The following is a 16,358-nucleotide window of genomic DNA, read 5'->3' on the forward strand; positions in this document are numbered from 1 at the left end:
AAAAAGACTAACTCCTGAGCTTGCGAGCTAGTCTTTTTTTATGCCTAAAAGTGATCTTATTTTATTTTTTGTATTAACAAACTTCCTGCGTTTTTGACGGGCTTTACTCACTGTGTCCCTATAATATTTCCATCTATCTGGAGAATAATTTTTGAAGAAAATTTTCTTTTCCTGTTCAGTAAATTTCAATCTTTTTAAATCATCTATTTTTTCTTTTTCAGAAAGTTCTTCTTTAATTCTACCACGATTTAAGTCTATATAATATAACTTAGGCTTAGTTTCAAAATCCTTAACTAAAATATTCCCCGCATGCAGATCATTATGAACAATATTTGCCTTATGCATCCTTCTAATTTCTCTGCCTAATTGAGGCATTAATTTTTTGATTTTATATCTTTCAGGATGGTCAAAATCTTTAGCTATCTCCAGCATATTAAAATCATAATCTACATAATCAGTAATATAATAGCTAAAAATTAGTTGGTTAGTTTTCCCGCGTTTTTCAATAACAGCCAGTGGAACAGGGGTTTTAAGTCCTATTTTTTTGATAGCTCTCGCTAATATTAATGACCGCTCAGCTTTAGAATCTAAAAATCTAAATCGGAGCTGATCGTAAGCTCTTTCTAGATTAAAGTTTTTAATAACTATTTCTTTATTTAAAATCGGATCAAAAATTTTTATTATCTGGTTTCGCAAATAATAAATAGTTTCTCCTTTTTCTATATCCTCTTTTTGGTTTATACAATAATTTTCTATAAAATACCTAATCCAGGCTTCAGATATAGATGACTTAACAGTAATATCTATATTATTTTTTTGATATGAAATAAAAGAATTTTCTCTTATCATTTCTACTCCTTTTATTAACTACACAGAGATTCAAAAAATATTTTTAATTTTACGAAAAAATGAAACTTTTTTTCTATTCTTATATCCTAAATTATTTTTTTTATTTAAGTCTTCATTGTATGAGTCATGAAGACAATTATCAGAATCATTCAATATCTTATTGTATAAAGTCAAATAATTATCCGTCATTATTGAATGAGTAAAATTATTTTCAATATACTCTCTACAGTCTTTACGACTAATTTCATTAATATTTTTTATTGCATTTAAATAGTCAGATTCGTTCTTGCAAACAAAGCCAACTTTTTCTTTAACTAATTCTGGCATTGCACCTCTGTTAGATACAATAACAGGAGCACCACAAGCTAAAGACTCAATAACTACTAATCCCATAGGTTCTTCCCAAGCTGTTGGAAAAATTAATGCTATAGCATTTTTTAAGAAATCTATTTTCTCTTTACCACCAATTTTACCCAAGTAATTTATGTTTTTTCTGATTGATGGTCTCCAACCACCCGCAAGCTTGAGATTAAACCCAAGCATTTTTGCTAATTCTACAGCATAACTAGAATTCTTATAATCAGCACTTATTTTAGCAATATAACTAAAGTAATTATTGTGTGAAGGTGAAAATTCAAATGAATCTATATCTAAACCATTGTAGACAAAATATTTACCTCCATGATTTTCAGCATGCTTTTTACTAACAAAAGTAATATTCTGTGGCAAAAATTCATCGTCTCTACAGTTACCATGTAGAGTTTGAAGATAGGGAAAATCAGGTTCATTTTTTAATTTTATATGAAAATGAACCAGATCAAATTCATTCGGTAAATATTTCATTATATCATTCTCATTTATGTTATCAGGAATTTCAATAATTTTTACATTCTTATTTATATAGCTACCTTTTTTTGCTAAGACAGTAACATTATGTCCTTTCTCAGATAATCCTTTTGCTAACCAATAAACTACTCTCTGTGTACCTCCATATTTTCTTGGTGGCACTGTTATAGAAGGTGGTGCTACTAAAACAATTTGCATTTTTATTACTCCTCTTCATATTAGTTACTTATTACCTATTAAAGTATAGTTGCGATGACCACTCAGATAAACTTTTCCACCAAACTTTTTTTCGAGTTTTTGCTCAAAATAGGTTAAGATCTTATTTTTTAATTTTTCATGTTTATGTTTAGTTCTATCCTTTTTTGGTTCTCCTGAATATTGAAGTTTATCTTCCCAGTCCATTTTTTCTATCCAATCTTTCATAACCTTTGGGTGAGTACCATTATAAACTGGCAGCCGATCTAAAGGCCCATAATCAAACTCTTGTGGTTCTTCATCATGAAACTCTTCAGACTTATCCTTACCCCAATGAATAGTATGAAATGCTCTTCTTTTATTCTCCATATATTTAGGAGGTCTAACCCAACCATAATGAAAGATTTCAGCATTAGCATGTGCAGCATTAATTCTTTCACCATTTCTTCTAAAACCTTGAGCACTATTATTAGATTCTATGCCCAGATTATTTTTTATCATTCTAACTTCTCTTTTATACCAACTATGACTAATCTGGTAATGTTCATAATCACCCCAAAAATGACGATAATCGAAAACTAAACCTTCAATTTCATCATCATTCTGAAGCTCTATACATCTATCTTTAATTATAGGAAGATACTTCTCATGGACTATTTCATCTGCTTGTATATAAAAACACCAGTCACCACCACATTCATTTAGAGCAATGTTTGTTTGTTCTGCATGCACTACACCATTTCTTTGATTCTCTATATCCCATACAGTATCAATTATTTTAATTTTATCACTACCAATATTTTCTACTACTTCTTTCGTATTATCATCTTCATCACCTCTACCAATCGCAATTACAAACTCATCACATATAGGTAAAATAGATTTTATTGCTTTATCAATAGGATAGTATAATTTTGTTGCATTACGAACCATAGAAAAACCACTAATTTTCACATTTATCACTCATTTCCTCATACAATAAATAATTAATTATGGTTACAAATATTAAATAGAAACCAACATGACCATATCTAGCTGTACTATCAACAAAACTGTGAATTATAAAAACAATGAACATTGAAATAGAAATAATCCCTATAAGATTACCAAACGAAAACTTTTTATATCTAAAAATATTAAATAATGAAATCTTTATTGCAATGAAAATCATGATTATAAAGATAATTAATGAAGGTATTCCCTGCTCTGCAGCAATAAAAAGAAACATATTATGGGGATGATCATGTTCTCTAGAACTTTTTGATAAATCTTCTTCCGAAATATTATCAATGTAATTTAAATAATGTGGTTGATAATTACCTACTCCTACACCTAATAAAGGGTTTTGTTTTATCATGTGCAATGAAGATTCCCACATTACAATTCTTGTTTTTAAACTATTATGTTCATAAACATTTCTGAGATTACCAAATTTATTTAATAATCTTTCAGGCATTAAATATGGAGTAATAATAATAAATAATATTAATAAAATTGTTGCAATCATCTTGACTTTTTTAGAATCATAATTATAATAAATTAAAAACATTGCAAACACAAATAAAGAGATTAAAAACCCTACCACTGCACCTCTAGATGTAGTCTGGAATAAAATATAACAAAATGATATTATGCCAAATAAATATAAAAGTCTCTTATATTTATTAATACTTCTATCAAACAATAGAGCACTAAAAACAAAAACATTAAATGCAGCAACAGTTCCTGTCCCATTTCCCATCAAATAGTTAGTTCCATTCATATATTTAATTAACAAACCCAAAAAAGCGAATGCTATATTACCATACAGTAGAACATTAAAATATTTTTGTATTGCTTGCTTATTATTTATAATTTCAAAAGTAAAATAAAAGAAAAATAAATATCTTAAAATTGGACTAACAAATCTATCTATAGATAATTCTAAATTATTAGCTACAAAAAAAGATACAAATGTGAAACTCAAAAAAACAATAATATAAAAATTAAATTCATTATTTTTTATTTCTAATTTTTTATAAAAAATAGATCTAATTATCACAAAGATAAATAATAACCCTAAAAATATATTTCTAATAGCTATTGAAAATGTAAAAGAAAAAAGCAAAAACATATATAAATATAGAATAATTTTATTTAGAGTCTTTTCAAAATTAAATTTAATATCCAACACATCCATCATATCATTCCTTCAGTTACAAGTCTCTCAACTACCATCTCAGGACTCAGCTCCCGCATACACTTAAAGTGATCAAGCGGACACTCGTGTTCTCCACAGGGACGGCAGCTTAAGTCAACATTTTTGATTAAAATATTTTTTCCCTTACCTCGAGGACCATACATTTCTTCATCAGAAGGGCCAAAAATAGCTGCTGTATTTGTACCAACAGCTGCTGCAACATGAACCGGCCCGGTATCACCACTAATCATCAGTTTTGCTCTTTTTAAGACTGCAGCCAGCTCCAAAAGAGAAGTCTTCCCACTTAGGTTATAAATCATTTTTTGATTTTCAATCTTATTACAGATATAGTTAACTCTTTCTGTATCAGAAGGACCTCCGACAAAAAGAATCTGATAACCCTTTTTGGTCAGCTGATCTGCTATTTCTGCAAAATACTCCTCAGGCCAGCGTTTAGTTTTCCAGCTGCCGCCTGTATTTAAAACAATAAATTCATCTTCTGACTCTAATCCACTCTTTTTCAGCTTAAGCTCAGCCTTTTTTTGATGACTTTCAGCAACATTGAGAGAGGGAAAAGCCCGCTCACTATTTTGAAGTTCAACTGTTTCATTTTGATGCTTACTGTCAGAAACAATAGTCTCAGAAACTATCTCTTTAGAAATATTATTTTCCGCAAAATGTTCTGCTAAAAGCTTGCTCTGCTGTAGCTGATCTAAGAATTTTAAATAAAATTCTACCATATGTGAATCAATATCTTTTTCCACTTCCTCATCCAAAAAGATCCCTCTACCCTTACCCCCATAACCAATACTTTGGGCAGGTGAAATTAATTTCAAAAGTAGAGCTGTCCGCCAATTACCATGAATATTAATTCCAAGCTGATAATTATTCATTTTCAGCTTTTTAGCAAAATTATAAGAACGGGCAGTAGGCCAATTTTTGTTATAACTGTAAACATGATCTATATTATTATTAGCTCTCATTATCTCAGAAAAATTACTATTTGCCACCAGGTCAATTCTGGCCTCTGGAAATAGTTCTCTTAGTCCTTCAAAAAACGGGTGGGCAAATAATAAATCTCCCAGATATAAAAGGTCTATAACTACTATTCGCTTGATTTCTTTCATCAATACCATTCCTTCTAATTAAAATCTTAGCCTTCCAACTTCTGTCTGGCAATCCGTAAAACCTGTTCTACAGTTATCGACTTCATACACTGCATTTTACGGCTGCAGTGTCGATCCCAGCAGCGAATACATTCTAAACTATTGTCTTGAATTACAGTATGCCCTTCTCCGTAAGGACCATGTGTGTCCGGATCAGTTGGCCCCATCAGTGCAATAACTTTTAAGCCTACAGCAGCTGCAAGATGAGTGGGACCTGTATCTCCACCAATATATAAAGAAGCACGGTTATAAATTTCTGTGAGTTCTTCTAAATCAGTTTTGCCGGCCAGATTACTAAAACTATTTTCTGCAGCTGCTTCAAAACTATCAATTGCCTCTTTATCCCCAGGTCCACCAGTGAAAATAACATAGTAACCAACCTCAATTAACTCATTTGCCAGCTGAAAATAACGGTCCAAAAACCAGTTTTTAGATTCCCAGGTGGTAAAAGGATTAATAACTACTAACTTTTTACTTTGGTCAACCTTTTCTGCTTCAAAGAGACGGCTGACCCGACTTCTAATAACAGGAGTCATTTTTAATCCATAGTTAACCTCATCAGTCTCAGTTTCTAGAGCGGAAGCAAGATGTAAATTTCTTTCAATCTTATGCATCTTGTTAAGAGGAATATCTATTTTCGCCTGATAGAAAAGCGTACTTAACTCTCTACCATCAGCAGGACCAATACGGAGTCCTGGTTTAATTAAAAAAGAACTGAAAGCACTTTTAAATAAACCATGCAGATCGAGATTGATGTCATATTTTTTCTGCTTCATTTCTCTGAAAAATTTTAAAAAAGATTTAACTGTTCCAATTAAATCATGGCTCAGATTTTCGCGCCACTGCTTCCGCGGCAGCAAAATAACATTATCTAAATAGGGATTTAATTTAACTAGTGGATAAGCCTTAGCTTCCACCAGCCAGTCAATCTGTGCTTCCGGATATTTTTGTCTTAAGGCATAAGCAACCGGTAAAGCATGAATCACATCTCCAATAGCACTCAGCCTGGTAATTAAAATCTTTTCTTCTTTATTCTTCTGCATCATGATCTACTCCCTGCTTTAATAAGACATCTATCAGCTGCAGCTGTTTGCGGACTGAACCTCTATTTTCTTCAATTAATTCAGCTGCTTTTTCTGCTCTCTGCTTCCTGTATTCATCATTTGCTAGAAGCTGATAAGATTTTTCATAAAAATCAGCAGCATTTTCAATCTCAAATCCCACTTCATTATCCAACAGAAAATCTCTTTCCTCTTTAAAATTATACATACTATCACCAAAAAGAACAACCTTTGCTCTGGCTGCTGCTTCAATCACATTATGACCTCCACGCTCAATTAAAGAACCACCAATAAAAACTAAATCTGCATAAAAGTACAGCTGAGCCAGTTCTCCCATGGTGTCTATAATTATCAGATCAGTATCTTCAGCAAGCTGAACCTGATTTCGTTTAAGTTCAGAATAGAGTACAGCTGCTACTTCCTCTTCTTGAGCCAGTTTTAACAATTCGTCTCGCCTCTCCACATAGCGGGGAGCAAGCAAAACCTTGAGCTGGGAAAAATCTTGTTTTAACTGCTTGTATAGATCTAAGATAATATTTTCTTCTCCCTGATGAGTACTTCCAGCAACCAAAACCTTTGTTTTCTCTTTTATTTTAAACATCTCTCGCTTTGCAAAGTATTCCTCTTTCTCTGGTGGTTTCAGATCGATATCATATTTTAAATTACCATTGATGCAGATATGGTCTTCAGCAGCACCCAACTCTTTAATTTTTTCAGCTGCTTCCTGATGCTGCATACTAAAAATATCAATTCTGCTTAACATGTCTTCTAAAAGTGAACCTAAAATTTTATATTGGCCAAAGGAATCATCACTAATCCTACCGCTGGTCAGCATTATCTGGCATCCCTGTTGATCTAAAGCTCTAATTAAATTTGGCCAGAGCTCGGTTTCAATCATTATAAAAAGATCAGGTTTAAATCTCTTTACTGCTCTTTTGACAACCCAATTTAGATCAAACGGAAGATAAATTATCAAATCAGCACCTTCTATTTTCTTTTTAGCTAAATTTTTACCGCTAGCTGTCATTGTCGAAAAAATTATCCTGGCTTTAGGATACTTATCTCTGATCTCTGCAGTTAATTTTTGCGCAGCCAGAGTTTCTCCAGCAGAAGCAGCCTGAATCCAAATCACCTTATCAGCTGGAAATAATAAATCAAGGTTTTGATCATAAAAAGCAAAGCGTTCTCGTAAATCTAAATTTTCTCCACTTTTTTTGCTCTTAATATAGTAATAGGGAAGTAAAAAGATTGTTAAAATAGATAAAATCAAATTATAAATCAAATACATATTTCTCCCCCTTCATCTTAAATCGTATTGTCAAAAATTAATTATATGTCTTCCAGCGCTTATGCAGCCACATCCAATCAGCAGGACTTTCCTTAATTTCTTTTTCAGTTAGATCTAATAATGACTGCAGTTCTTCTTTTAATTCTAACTCAGATGCTTCTTTGCTTATCTGGCGAGGTTTATAAACTTTTAATGTATGCTTCAACCACCCCTGGCGCTGGAAAAACATAGGTACAATTGGAGCCTGAGTTCGCTTAGCAAACTGTACTGCCCCGGCATATGTAGAAGCGTCTCTACCGAAAAACTTTAATTTCCAGCCATGACTGCGGGCATCTTGATCCCCCAGAATTGCTACTATTTGATTATCTTTTAATTTTTTAAAAGCCTGACGTACCGCCAATCCTTTCGGGATTATTCCAATACCTATCCCGCGTCTGATCTCATTAATTTTTTGATCAAATAAAGAATTATTTTGCTCTCTGGCTATAGAATTAATCGGATATCCTTTAACAGCCAGAACAGCCCCCAACAATTCCCAATTATCAAGGTGTGCTGTATAGATAATAACTCCATTCCCTTTTTCTAAAGCCTGATCTAGATATTCTATTCCTTTAAAATCAACCATTCTATCTATATCTTCCTGGCTGAAACTATCTTCCATTAGAAATTCAGCAAAATTATAACCTAAATTTTTATATACCTTTTTAATTAGTTTTTTTGATTCTTTATCAGTTAAATTTAAAGCTGACTTTAAATTCAAACGTGAATGTTCTCTTCTAGAAGGAGTAATAAAATAGGCTAGATAGGCAATAAATATCCCTAAATAACGGCCAGCTGCTGGCAGCTTTTTGAGTAAAAATCTGAAAATGTTATATAAATACATACTTACTTTGTCTTTCATATTTAGCCTCTTTTATCTTTTTTATTTTAATCTTAGATTGTTTATCTTATAATAAAAAACTGATTTTAAAAAACCTTTGCCCTCAGCAAATCCTGAAAGTTAAGCATTGCAACCGGCTTTTGATCTTCTACAACCGGCAGATCGTTAATTTCTTTGGATTCCATAATCTTAAGAGCTTCTGCTGCCAGCCTCTCGGGAGCAATAGTAGTTGGATCAGCTGTCATATAGTCTTTAACCGGGCGATCAATGAAATCGGCAGATTTCTCTAAAAGGCGGCGAATATCACCATCAGTGATGATCCCTTTCAAATTTCCATCCTGATCCACAATTGAGGTTGATCCCATTCGGCTTTTGGTCATCTTAAATAGAGCTTCTCTGACAGTAGTCTCGACATCTACAACCGGGTTCTGTTCTCTAATTTTAATTACATCTCGAACCTTAGTTAAAAGCTTTCTGCCCAGGGATCCTCCGGGATGGTAAAGAGCAAAATCCTCAGGTGTAAAACCATAATATGAAGAGAGAGCAATTGCCAGAGCATCCCCCAGAGCTAGAGCTGCAGTAGTACTTGCAGTTGGAGCAAGGTTATGGGGACAGGCCTCGGTAATTACATCTGCCTCCAAAATTAAATCTGCATGTTTAGCGAGAGTTGACCTGCTATTTCCAGTTAGAGCAATTAAGGTAATGCCGATTCTCCTCAGAGATGGCAGCAGTGAAATAACTTCATCAGTTTCACCACTATTGGAAACAGCTATTACAACATCCCCGGCTCTAATCATTCCCAGATCGCCATGTAGGCCTTCACCAGCATGGACGAAAAAAGCAGAAGTTCCAGTGCTGGAAAAAGTAGCAGCCAGCTTTTTAGCTACTAAACCTGTTTTCCCCACTCCAGTAAATACAACTCTGCCGCTGGAATCAATAATCAATTCCATGGCTTTCTGAAAACTTCCATCAATCTCTTCTTTCAATTTTAAAACTGCATCAGCTTCTATCTGTAGGGCATTTTTGGCTTCAGCCAGCCCCTGCTTTAATTTATCTTCTCTGCTGCTTTTTGTCATTTTAGTCACCCAATTATTAATAATTTATTTCATCACAATTCTTCATTGCCTGATCAATTGCCAGCCCCTGCTTTAAAATTCCTTCTAGTCTTTCTAGAGGAATCATATTTGCTCCATCACTTTTAGCCACAGCTGGATTATCATGAACTTCCATAAATAAAGAATCTATTCCTGCTGCCAGAGCAGCCCGCATCAGATAAGGAACATATTCTTTTTCACCATCTGAACTATCACCAGCACCACCAGGCAGCTGAACTGCATGAGTTGCATCAAAAACAACTGGATAGCCGGTTTTACGCAGTCTAGGTAATGAACGCATATCTACAACTAGATTATTATAGCCAAAAGAAACTCCTCTTTCAGTTAAAAGTATCCTCTCATTACCTGTACTTTCAATCTTTTCTACTACCTGATCGATATCCCAGGGAGCTAAAAATTGTCCCTTTTTGACATTGATTATACTCCCGGTTTTACCGGCAGCAGTTAGCATATCAGTCTGTCTTGACAAAAAGGCAGGGATCTGCATAATATCTAAAACCTCTGCTGCAGCTGCAGCCTGTTCAGGAAGGTGGATATCTGAAATCACTGGTAGTCCAATTTCTCTTTTAACTCTCTCTAAAATTCTTAGGCCCTCTTTTAAACCAGGACCTCTGTAGGAATCGATTGAAGAACGATTTGCTTTATCAAAAGAAGCTTTAAAAACATAGGGAATCCCCAGTCTATCTGTTATTTTCTTAATCCCTTCAGCAATTCTTAAAACACGATCTTCCTCTTCAATTGCACAGGGACCTGCTAAAAGCACAAAAGGCTTTGTGGGATCTCCAAAAATTATATCATCATTTAATTTAACCTTTTTAATCATTTTTTACCTCCATCTATATCTTACGTTAAGTCAAACCTAATTTTGCATTAAATCTTTCCGCCAATCTATTTAAATCAAATATTTCTCAATTTAAGCTCTTTTTCAACCAGCTCAATATCTTCCCGGCGGTCAACACCAATTAATTTGGCCTCTGTTTCCAGAACTTTAATTTGATATCCATTCTCCAGTGCCCGCAGCTGTTCTAAAGACTCAGCCTTTTCTAGAGCAGTTCTTTCCATCTCAGCATATTTCAAAAGAAAATCACGTCTGTAAACATAAAGACCTATATGCTGATAATACTGCTGATTTTCTGGCTTGGTATCACGGTAATAAGGAATCGCTGAACGCGAAAAATATAGGGCATAGTCATTCTGATCTGTAACTACTTTAACTCGATCAGGACTTTTAGCTTCAGCGGCAGTAATTTTTCTTTTTAAAGTGCTCATCCGAAGATTTTCTTCACAGCTAAAAGGTTTTAAAGCCCGATCAATACTCTGAGCTTCAATTAAGGGCTCATCCCCCTGAACATTAACTATCAGTTCAGCCTCAATTTGAGCTGCTGCTTCTGCAATTCTATCAGTACCACTTTGATGCTGATCAGAGGTCATTATTACGCTGCCAGCTGCAACTTCAACAGCCTTTTTTATTCTCCTGTCATCTGTAGCAACATAGACTTCGTCTATTAATTTAGATTTTTCTACTGCCTGATAAACCCTGACAATCATTGCCTTGCCCATAATCTCTGCCAGCGCTTTACCGGGAAAACGAGTGGAATCATAGCGGGCAGGAATAACAGCAACAGTTTTAAGCCTGCTCATAAAATACACCTCAAATTCTTATTTTGCACATCCATTTTTAATCTTAGATTTAATCAGTTTTAATAATTTTTCTTTAGCTTCGACTTTCAAAGAAATCTTAAGATAGTAAAAAGGTAAATCTCCAATCATCTCTGCAAAATCAAAGAGTTTGACCGCATCTTTTTCTGTAGTCAAAATTAGATCAGCCTGTGAAGCAGAATATTGATCAAGCAGAGTTAAAAGATCCTCTTTTTGATAGCTGTAATGATCCTTAAAGATTTTATAGCTTACAATTTCAACTCCTGCACTTTCTATACTCTTTTTGAAAGCTTCCGGACTACCTATACCAGAAAAGGCAAAAACCTTTTTCTTCTTTAAAAAGTCAAGTTCTTTTTCCTCTTGAGAAGCAACAGCAACACAGCTTTCTAAGCTGGTTTCTGCTCTAAAAACACCGCTCTGAGAAGGACTTAGCGTTTTAAGTGATGTCTCAAGTTCTTTAATTTGACTGAAATCAACATTTTCACTGCGGTTTAAAAGGAATATATCAGCTCTTTTTAAAGCAGTAAAAGGTTCTCTAAGCAAACCTGCTGGTAAAACTTTATTGTTAGAAAATGGCTTTTCGGCATCGATTAAAACTATGTCTGCATTTCTTTTTAACTGGTAATGTTGAAAACCATCATCTAATAATATCAAATCTGCCCCTTGAGCCTCTGCCAGTTTTGTTCCCTGATATCTATTAGCTGAGCGGATAAAAATTAATTGATCATAGCTGCGGGCCAGCATAAAAAGCTCATCTCCAGCTTCAGCTGCCTCAGCATAAAGTTCAGAACCCGATTTAATTAAAAAAGGTTCTTCTACATCTTCTGCAGCCCCATAACCGCGGCTGATAATAGCTATCTTATATTGAGATTTTAACTCTTCGGCTAAAAAAGCAGTAAAAGGAGTCTTGCCAGTTCCACCAGTAGTAATATTGCCAATACTGATTACCGGCACCTCTGCCTCTTTTTTCTTTAATATATTATTTTGATATAGGGTGGATCTAATTTTAGCAAGCTGAGCATAAAGCAGCGAAAGCAGAAACAAAAAGAAACTAATGACTTTTGCTAAAATTCCTTTTTCTGAACCATCTATGATTTTTTCTAAATAATTACGCAAACTATCCATATATTTAATACCACCATTATTTTTTGACTATCTCAGCAGCTCTTTTATTTACCTCTGCCATTTTTTCTTCTAAGATTTTCTTTTTTTCATCCATCGTAAGTTCTGTTTCAAATTTAAAAGGCTCAGCAAAAACTAAGGCTGTTTTGCTAAAGGGTAAAGGCAGTAGAAATTCATCCCAGCTGCTGAAATTTTTCTTCCAGCGGGCATCAATCCCCATCGGCACCAGATAAGATCCTGCTTTTTCCTGCAGAAAAATAATACCGGGTTTAACCTGATGCAGAGGACCTGTTGGTCCATCAGGAGTAATCGCAGCACTTTCACCTTTTTTAAGCTTTCTATAAAGTTTTAGCAGTGAACGGCTTGCTCCTCTACTGCTGGAACCACGAACAGTTCCCCAGCCCAATCTTTCTAAAACTTCAGAAATATAACTGCCATCGCGACTCAAACTTGCCAGTGCATAGATTTTTAATCTCTGTAGAAAATAAGAAGGAACCCAGAGATCACCATGCCAGCAGGAAAAAACAAGTGATTCCTGTTCCATCATTTTCTTTGCTTTTTCCCAACCTTCTACTTCAAGTCTATAAGAAAAGTTTGTCGCCCTAATCAAATAATAGGCCAAAGGAGGAATTAACTTTTTTTCTAGTTTTCTTTTTTTAGCTGACATCATTTATTCCTCCTTAATTAAACAGTGCCCTATTTTTATTTAAAATTTATTGTTTCTTTTAAAATTAAATCAGCTTCTATTTAAGCATTAGGATCTTCAATAAATTGACCTTTGTATAAAGAAGCATATTTACCCTGTTTTTTAAGCAGCTCCTGGTGGCTTCCCATTTCCATAACTTCACCCTGCTCAACTACCACAATTTTATCTGCATTTCTGATAGTAGAAAGTCTGTGAGCGATAATAAAAGTTGTTCTGTTTTCCATTAAATGCTCCAGTGCCTCCTGAACTAAGGCTTCAGATTCTGAGTCAAGAGAAGAAGTTGCTTCATCCAGGATTAAAATTTTAGGGTTTTTAAGTATTGCTCTGGCAATTGAAATTCTCTGTTTTTGGCCACCAGAAAGTCCAACTCCGCGCTCTCCAACTATTGTATCATAGCCATCCGGAAAAGCCATAATAAAATCATGTGCATTTGCAGCCTTTGCTGCAGCCTGGATTGATTCTTCGTCAGCCTCTAAATCACCATAGGCAATATTATCTCTTAATGAACCGCTGAATAAAATTGTCTCCTGAGGAACTATTCCAATAAAATCACGCAAGCTGTCAATTTTAAGATCTCTAAGGTCATGACCATCCAACCTCATTCTACCGGAAATGGGGTCAAAAAAGCGTGGAATTAAATCAACCATTGTTGTTTTTCCAGCTCCACTGTGGCCTACTAGAGCAACTACCTCACCCGGCTCAGCTGTTAAACTTATATCCTTTAAAACTATCTCATCTCGATTATAGGCAAAGCTTACGTTATCATAAACAACTTCACCTTCTACATCATCTAATTCAATCTTGTTTTCGTCATCTTCCCGCATTTCACTTTCAGTATCCATTATCTCAAAAACTCTTTCAGCTGAAGCAAATAGCTGCTGCAGCCGCTTTGATAATTTAGTTATTGATCTTAAGGGTTCACTGATAGTTAAAAGCAGAGTGAAAAAGGCTATTAATTCTGAGGCTGACATTCTTCCCTGCATAACCTCATAACCACCATACCAGAGAATAGCTGTAAAAGAAATAGCAGCTAAGAATTCTACCAGCGGTGTTAAAATTGCTCCATACTGAGTTTTTTTCATTTTGGCCCTAAAGTTGGCCTGATTTTCAGTGCTGAAACGCTCAAACTCATATTCCTCTCGCCCAAAGGATTTAACAACCCTCACAGCAGAAAGCGTTTCCTGAAGCACATCTGAAACATCAGCAATCTTAATCTGAACTCTGCGGCTGACCTTCTTCAACTTATAATTAAACTTTGTAATTACATATGTAATTAAAGGTAAGATTATAATCAAAAAGATTGTCAGGCGGTAATTTAAATAAACTAAATACAGTATACCTCCCAGCAGTGTAAAAACCTTGTCAATACTGCCGACAGTAGTTTTAATCATCGAACTCTCTAAATTCTGAACATCATTAGTAACCCGGGATAAAATATCACCCGTCTTATTTTTACTGTAAAAGCTTAAAGACAAATTATGGAGATGTGAATAGAGATCATCCCTCATATCTTTAATTGATCTTTGAGAAACATAGGAAACCAGATAAGTTTTACCATAATAGGAAACTCCTTTGAGAAAATAAACTAAAATCATCATTCCAGCAACTAATGAAAGCTGGATCATTCCCTCGCGGCCCATATTAATATCTGAAATAATAGTCTCCAAAAGTCCCTGAAAAACCCTTACAAAAAAAACAGTTAAAAAGGCATGAACCAGCATGGAGATTACTCCCCCTGCCAGCCTGCCTTTATATGGTAAAAGATATTTGAATACCCTTTTTAATATTTCAATTTCATTATTACCTTTTGCTGAGTCCATAATAGTGAATCCCCATTCCTGAAATTTCGTGATCAACATCTAACCCAGGGATACCAAGCTTTCCATAAAGAGCAACTGCTAAATGAGGCTCTTTACTAACAATACCAATTTTAATACCAGCACCTGAAATCCCAGATAATGGCTTATCAAAATCGATCATAGCTCTTTCTACACAGCGGGTTAAAATTCTCTGGTCCTGAACAGATTCGGTGATTACATCACCTTTAATTGCTGCTCCAAGACAGTTACGCAAAACTTTATCCTTTAGTTTAGATCCTTTGCCTCCGGCTCTGGTAATTACTGCTTTATAGCCTTCATTTTTATAAGCATCAATTATCTTGCCGTCATATTCGTCATTAACCATCGACAGCAGTACAGCTACCTTTCCTATAGACTGTCCACCATCAATTTCCGTAAAATCATCAATTGTAAAATCTGATAAATTCATCAAATCACCTCTTAGTCTTATTTTCTTAGTTATTTCCTTTTAAAAAAGGTTTAAGAATGTCTTCACTTTCCCTACCACTATCTGCTATTCAACAAAACTAATTAATTTCCTCTTTTAGTTCCGGAAAAATAGCTTTAATTAATTCCTTATAACCTTCGATTATTCTTGGTGAAGGTCTATTTACTAAATCTGGATTAACTAAATAAATGCGATCATTTTTAAACGCAGAAATCTCCCTCAGAACTTTTTTCTGGCTTAAATCTTCTAGAGTTAAACCCTGAGGACTGCTGTGCTGACTGCTGATATATACTTCCGGATCAGCAGCAATTAGACTTTCCAAATTATAGGTGGGCCAACTCCCCTGAGCTTCACGCCCAATATTATAACCACCTGCAGCCTGAATCAAACTGTCAATAAAAGTACCCTCACCTGCAGTATATAATGGATCTGACCAAATCTCGTAAAAAACTCTTTTGCGCTCATTATTTTCAAGCTTTTTAGCAACTAGTTTTTGCAAACGTAGATATTCCTTTTCCATCTCCGCAGTAATTTTTTGACCAGCACTTTCTGCAGAGCTTAAATAAGCAATATCCTCAATCATATCTATTGTATCATTAATTGAGCCAGGTTTAAAACCAATATTTTTAATTCCCAATTTTGTTAGTCTTTCTAGACTCTCAATCCGGCTGACAGATTCAGTAATAACAAGGTCCGGCTCCAATGAAATTATCTTTTCCAGATTTGGTTCATCAATCCGCCCCACCTCTGTTTTAGCTGAAACCTCCTGCGGATAATCGCAAACAGAGCTAACAGCCACCAGCTTAGATTCAAGGCCAAGTTCGTATATGATCTCTGTAACTGAAGGAGCCAGCGAAATAATTCTCTCCGGCTCGGTCTCAATTAATATCTTCCGTCCCAGGTCATCTGTATATTCAATTGGATAATCAGCAGCTGCTGAAGAAGTGCTGACAAGAAACATTGAAACTATTAAAACTGCTAAAATTAGCTTCTTCATTTAATCACA

At 34.6% G+C, this 16,358-nt stretch carries 16 protein-coding genes; all 16 read right to left on the reverse strand.

Features of this window, described 5'->3' with window-relative positions; genetic code table 11:
* Nucleotides 1–27 precede the first annotated feature (27 nt).
* The 16 genes from ACZ446_RS12430 to ACZ446_RS12505 all read right to left on the reverse strand — a co-directional run bounded on the left by ACZ446_RS12430 (nucleotide 28) and on the right by ACZ446_RS12505 (nucleotide 16,349).
* Nucleotides 28–849, reverse strand: a complete 822-nt coding sequence (locus tag ACZ446_RS12430; protein ID WP_464392870.1) for a lipopolysaccharide kinase InaA family protein — start codon at nucleotides 847–849, stop codon at nucleotides 28–30.
* Nucleotides 850–879: 30 nt separating this feature from the next.
* Nucleotides 880–1,893, reverse strand: a complete 1,014-nt coding sequence (locus tag ACZ446_RS12435) for a glycosyltransferase family 4 protein (RefSeq protein WP_464392871.1) — start codon at nucleotides 1,891–1,893, stop codon at nucleotides 880–882.
* Between the two features lie 24 nt (nucleotides 1,894–1,917).
* Entirely contained in the window at nucleotides 1,918–2,823 is a 906-nt protein-coding gene (locus tag ACZ446_RS12440; protein WP_464392872.1) for a glycosyltransferase family protein, read from the reverse strand.
* Between the two features lie 10 nt (nucleotides 2,824–2,833).
* The gene (locus tag ACZ446_RS12445; protein ID WP_464392873.1) at nucleotides 2,834–4,072 is read right to left on the reverse strand and encodes an O-antigen ligase family protein; all 1,239 of its coding nucleotides are present in this window, start codon (nucleotides 4,070–4,072) and stop codon (nucleotides 2,834–2,836) included.
* On the reverse strand, nucleotides 4,069–5,196 hold the full coding sequence (waaF, locus tag ACZ446_RS12450) for a lipopolysaccharide heptosyltransferase II (RefSeq protein WP_464392874.1): 1,128 nt from the start codon (nucleotides 5,194–5,196) through the stop codon (nucleotides 4,069–4,071). Before waaF ends, ACZ446_RS12445 begins: the two co-directional genes overlap by 4 nt.
* A 26-nt stretch (nucleotides 5,197–5,222) precedes the next feature.
* The gene (locus tag ACZ446_RS12455; protein ID WP_464392875.1) at nucleotides 5,223–6,278 is read right to left on the reverse strand and encodes a glycosyltransferase family 9 protein; all 1,056 of its coding nucleotides are present in this window, start codon (nucleotides 6,276–6,278) and stop codon (nucleotides 5,223–5,225) included.
* Nucleotides 6,265–7,584 carry a 3-deoxy-D-manno-octulosonic acid transferase gene (locus ACZ446_RS12460; RefSeq protein WP_464392876.1) on the reverse strand — a complete coding sequence of 440 codons (1,320 nt, stop codon included), beginning with the start codon at nucleotides 7,582–7,584 and terminating at the stop codon, nucleotides 6,265–6,267. The genes ACZ446_RS12455 and ACZ446_RS12460 overlap by 14 nt, the downstream gene beginning before the upstream one ends.
* A 37-nt stretch (nucleotides 7,585–7,621) precedes the next feature.
* Nucleotides 7,622–8,485: a lysophospholipid acyltransferase family protein gene (locus tag ACZ446_RS12465; protein ID WP_464392877.1), complete on the reverse strand. Its 864-nt coding sequence runs from the start codon at nucleotides 8,483–8,485 to the stop codon at nucleotides 7,622–7,624.
* Nucleotides 8,486–8,550: 65 nt separating this feature from the next.
* Nucleotides 8,551–9,540 carry a KpsF/GutQ family sugar-phosphate isomerase gene (locus ACZ446_RS12470; RefSeq protein WP_464394408.1) on the reverse strand — a complete coding sequence of 330 codons (990 nt, stop codon included), beginning with the start codon at nucleotides 9,538–9,540 and terminating at the stop codon, nucleotides 8,551–8,553.
* A gap of 16 nt (nucleotides 9,541–9,556) precedes the next feature.
* A complete protein-coding gene (gene kdsA / locus ACZ446_RS12475) occupies nucleotides 9,557–10,402 on the reverse strand; it encodes a 3-deoxy-8-phosphooctulonate synthase (RefSeq protein WP_464392878.1) in 846 nt (281 codons plus the stop codon).
* A gap of 74 nt (nucleotides 10,403–10,476) precedes the next feature.
* The gene (gene kdsB, locus ACZ446_RS12480; RefSeq protein ID WP_464392879.1) at nucleotides 10,477–11,220 is read right to left on the reverse strand and encodes a 3-deoxy-manno-octulosonate cytidylyltransferase; all 744 of its coding nucleotides are present in this window, start codon (nucleotides 11,218–11,220) and stop codon (nucleotides 10,477–10,479) included.
* Nucleotides 11,221–11,238: 18 nt separating this feature from the next.
* Nucleotides 11,239–12,363 carry a tetraacyldisaccharide 4'-kinase gene (gene lpxK / locus ACZ446_RS12485; protein WP_464392880.1) on the reverse strand — a complete coding sequence of 375 codons (1,125 nt, stop codon included), beginning with the start codon at nucleotides 12,361–12,363 and terminating at the stop codon, nucleotides 11,239–11,241.
* Nucleotides 12,364–12,379: 16 nt separating this feature from the next.
* Nucleotides 12,380–13,027: a lysophospholipid acyltransferase family protein gene (locus ACZ446_RS12490; RefSeq protein ID WP_464392881.1), complete on the reverse strand. Its 648-nt coding sequence runs from the start codon at nucleotides 13,025–13,027 to the stop codon at nucleotides 12,380–12,382.
* A gap of 80 nt (nucleotides 13,028–13,107) precedes the next feature.
* Nucleotides 13,108–14,886 carry an ABC transporter ATP-binding protein gene (locus ACZ446_RS12495; RefSeq protein WP_464392882.1) on the reverse strand — a complete coding sequence of 593 codons (1,779 nt, stop codon included), beginning with the start codon at nucleotides 14,884–14,886 and terminating at the stop codon, nucleotides 13,108–13,110.
* Nucleotides 14,867–15,334 (reverse strand): HutP family protein, encoded by a 468-nt coding sequence (locus tag ACZ446_RS12500; RefSeq protein WP_111571150.1) that lies wholly within the window; start codon nucleotides 15,332–15,334, stop codon nucleotides 14,867–14,869. Before ACZ446_RS12500 ends, ACZ446_RS12495 begins: the two co-directional genes overlap by 20 nt.
* A gap of 97 nt (nucleotides 15,335–15,431) precedes the next feature.
* On the reverse strand, nucleotides 15,432–16,349 hold the full coding sequence (locus ACZ446_RS12505) for an ABC transporter substrate-binding protein (RefSeq protein ID WP_464392883.1): 918 nt from the start codon (nucleotides 16,347–16,349) through the stop codon (nucleotides 15,432–15,434).
* Nucleotides 16,350–16,358 lie beyond the last annotated feature (9 nt).

This window comes from Halanaerobium sehlinense, assembly GCF_055379485.1.

What these genes read in the sequence shown, in the direction of transcription:
- ACZ446_RS12430 (WP_464392870.1), bottom strand. Translation starts at nt 849, where the DNA reads ATGATAAGAGAAAATTCTTTTATTTCATATCAAAAAAATAATATAGAT.
- ACZ446_RS12435 (WP_464392871.1), bottom strand. Translation starts at nt 1,893, where the DNA reads ATGCAAATTGTTTTAGTAGCACCACCTTCTATAACAGTGCCACCAAGA.
- ACZ446_RS12440 (WP_464392872.1), bottom strand. Translation starts at nt 2,823, where the DNA reads ATGGTTCGTAATGCAACAAAATTATACTATCCTATTGATAAAGCAATA.
- ACZ446_RS12445 (WP_464392873.1), bottom strand. Translation starts at nt 4,072, where the DNA reads ATGATGGATGTGTTGGATATTAAATTTAATTTTGAAAAGACTCTAAAT.
- waaF (WP_464392874.1), bottom strand. Translation starts at nt 5,196, where the DNA reads ATGAAAGAAATCAAGCGAATAGTAGTTATAGACCTTTTATATCTGGGA.
- ACZ446_RS12455 (WP_464392875.1), bottom strand. Translation starts at nt 6,278, where the DNA reads ATGCAGAAGAATAAAGAAGAAAAGATTTTAATTACCAGGCTGAGTGCT.
- ACZ446_RS12460 (WP_464392876.1), bottom strand. Translation starts at nt 7,584, where the DNA reads ATGTATTTGATTTATAATTTGATTTTATCTATTTTAACAATCTTTTTA.
- ACZ446_RS12465 (WP_464392877.1), bottom strand. Translation starts at nt 8,485, where the DNA reads ATGAAAGACAAAGTAAGTATGTATTTATATAACATTTTCAGATTTTTA.
- ACZ446_RS12470 (WP_464394408.1), bottom strand. Translation starts at nt 9,540, where the DNA reads ATGACAAAAAGCAGCAGAGAAGATAAATTAAAGCAGGGGCTGGCTGAA.
- kdsA (WP_464392878.1), bottom strand. Translation starts at nt 10,402, where the DNA reads ATGATTAAAAAGGTTAAATTAAATGATGATATAATTTTTGGAGATCCC.
- kdsB (WP_464392879.1), bottom strand. Translation starts at nt 11,220, where the DNA reads ATGAGCAGGCTTAAAACTGTTGCTGTTATTCCTGCCCGCTATGATTCC.
- lpxK (WP_464392880.1), bottom strand. Translation starts at nt 12,363, where the DNA reads ATGGATAGTTTGCGTAATTATTTAGAAAAAATCATAGATGGTTCAGAA.
- ACZ446_RS12490 (WP_464392881.1), bottom strand. Translation starts at nt 13,027, where the DNA reads ATGTCAGCTAAAAAAAGAAAACTAGAAAAAAAGTTAATTCCTCCTTTG.
- ACZ446_RS12495 (WP_464392882.1), bottom strand. Translation starts at nt 14,886, where the DNA reads ATGGACTCAGCAAAAGGTAATAATGAAATTGAAATATTAAAAAGGGTA.
- ACZ446_RS12500 (WP_111571150.1), bottom strand. Translation starts at nt 15,334, where the DNA reads ATGAATTTATCAGATTTTACAATTGATGATTTTACGGAAATTGATGGT.
- ACZ446_RS12505 (WP_464392883.1), bottom strand. Translation starts at nt 16,349, where the DNA reads ATGAAGAAGCTAATTTTAGCAGTTTTAATAGTTTCAATGTTTCTTGTC.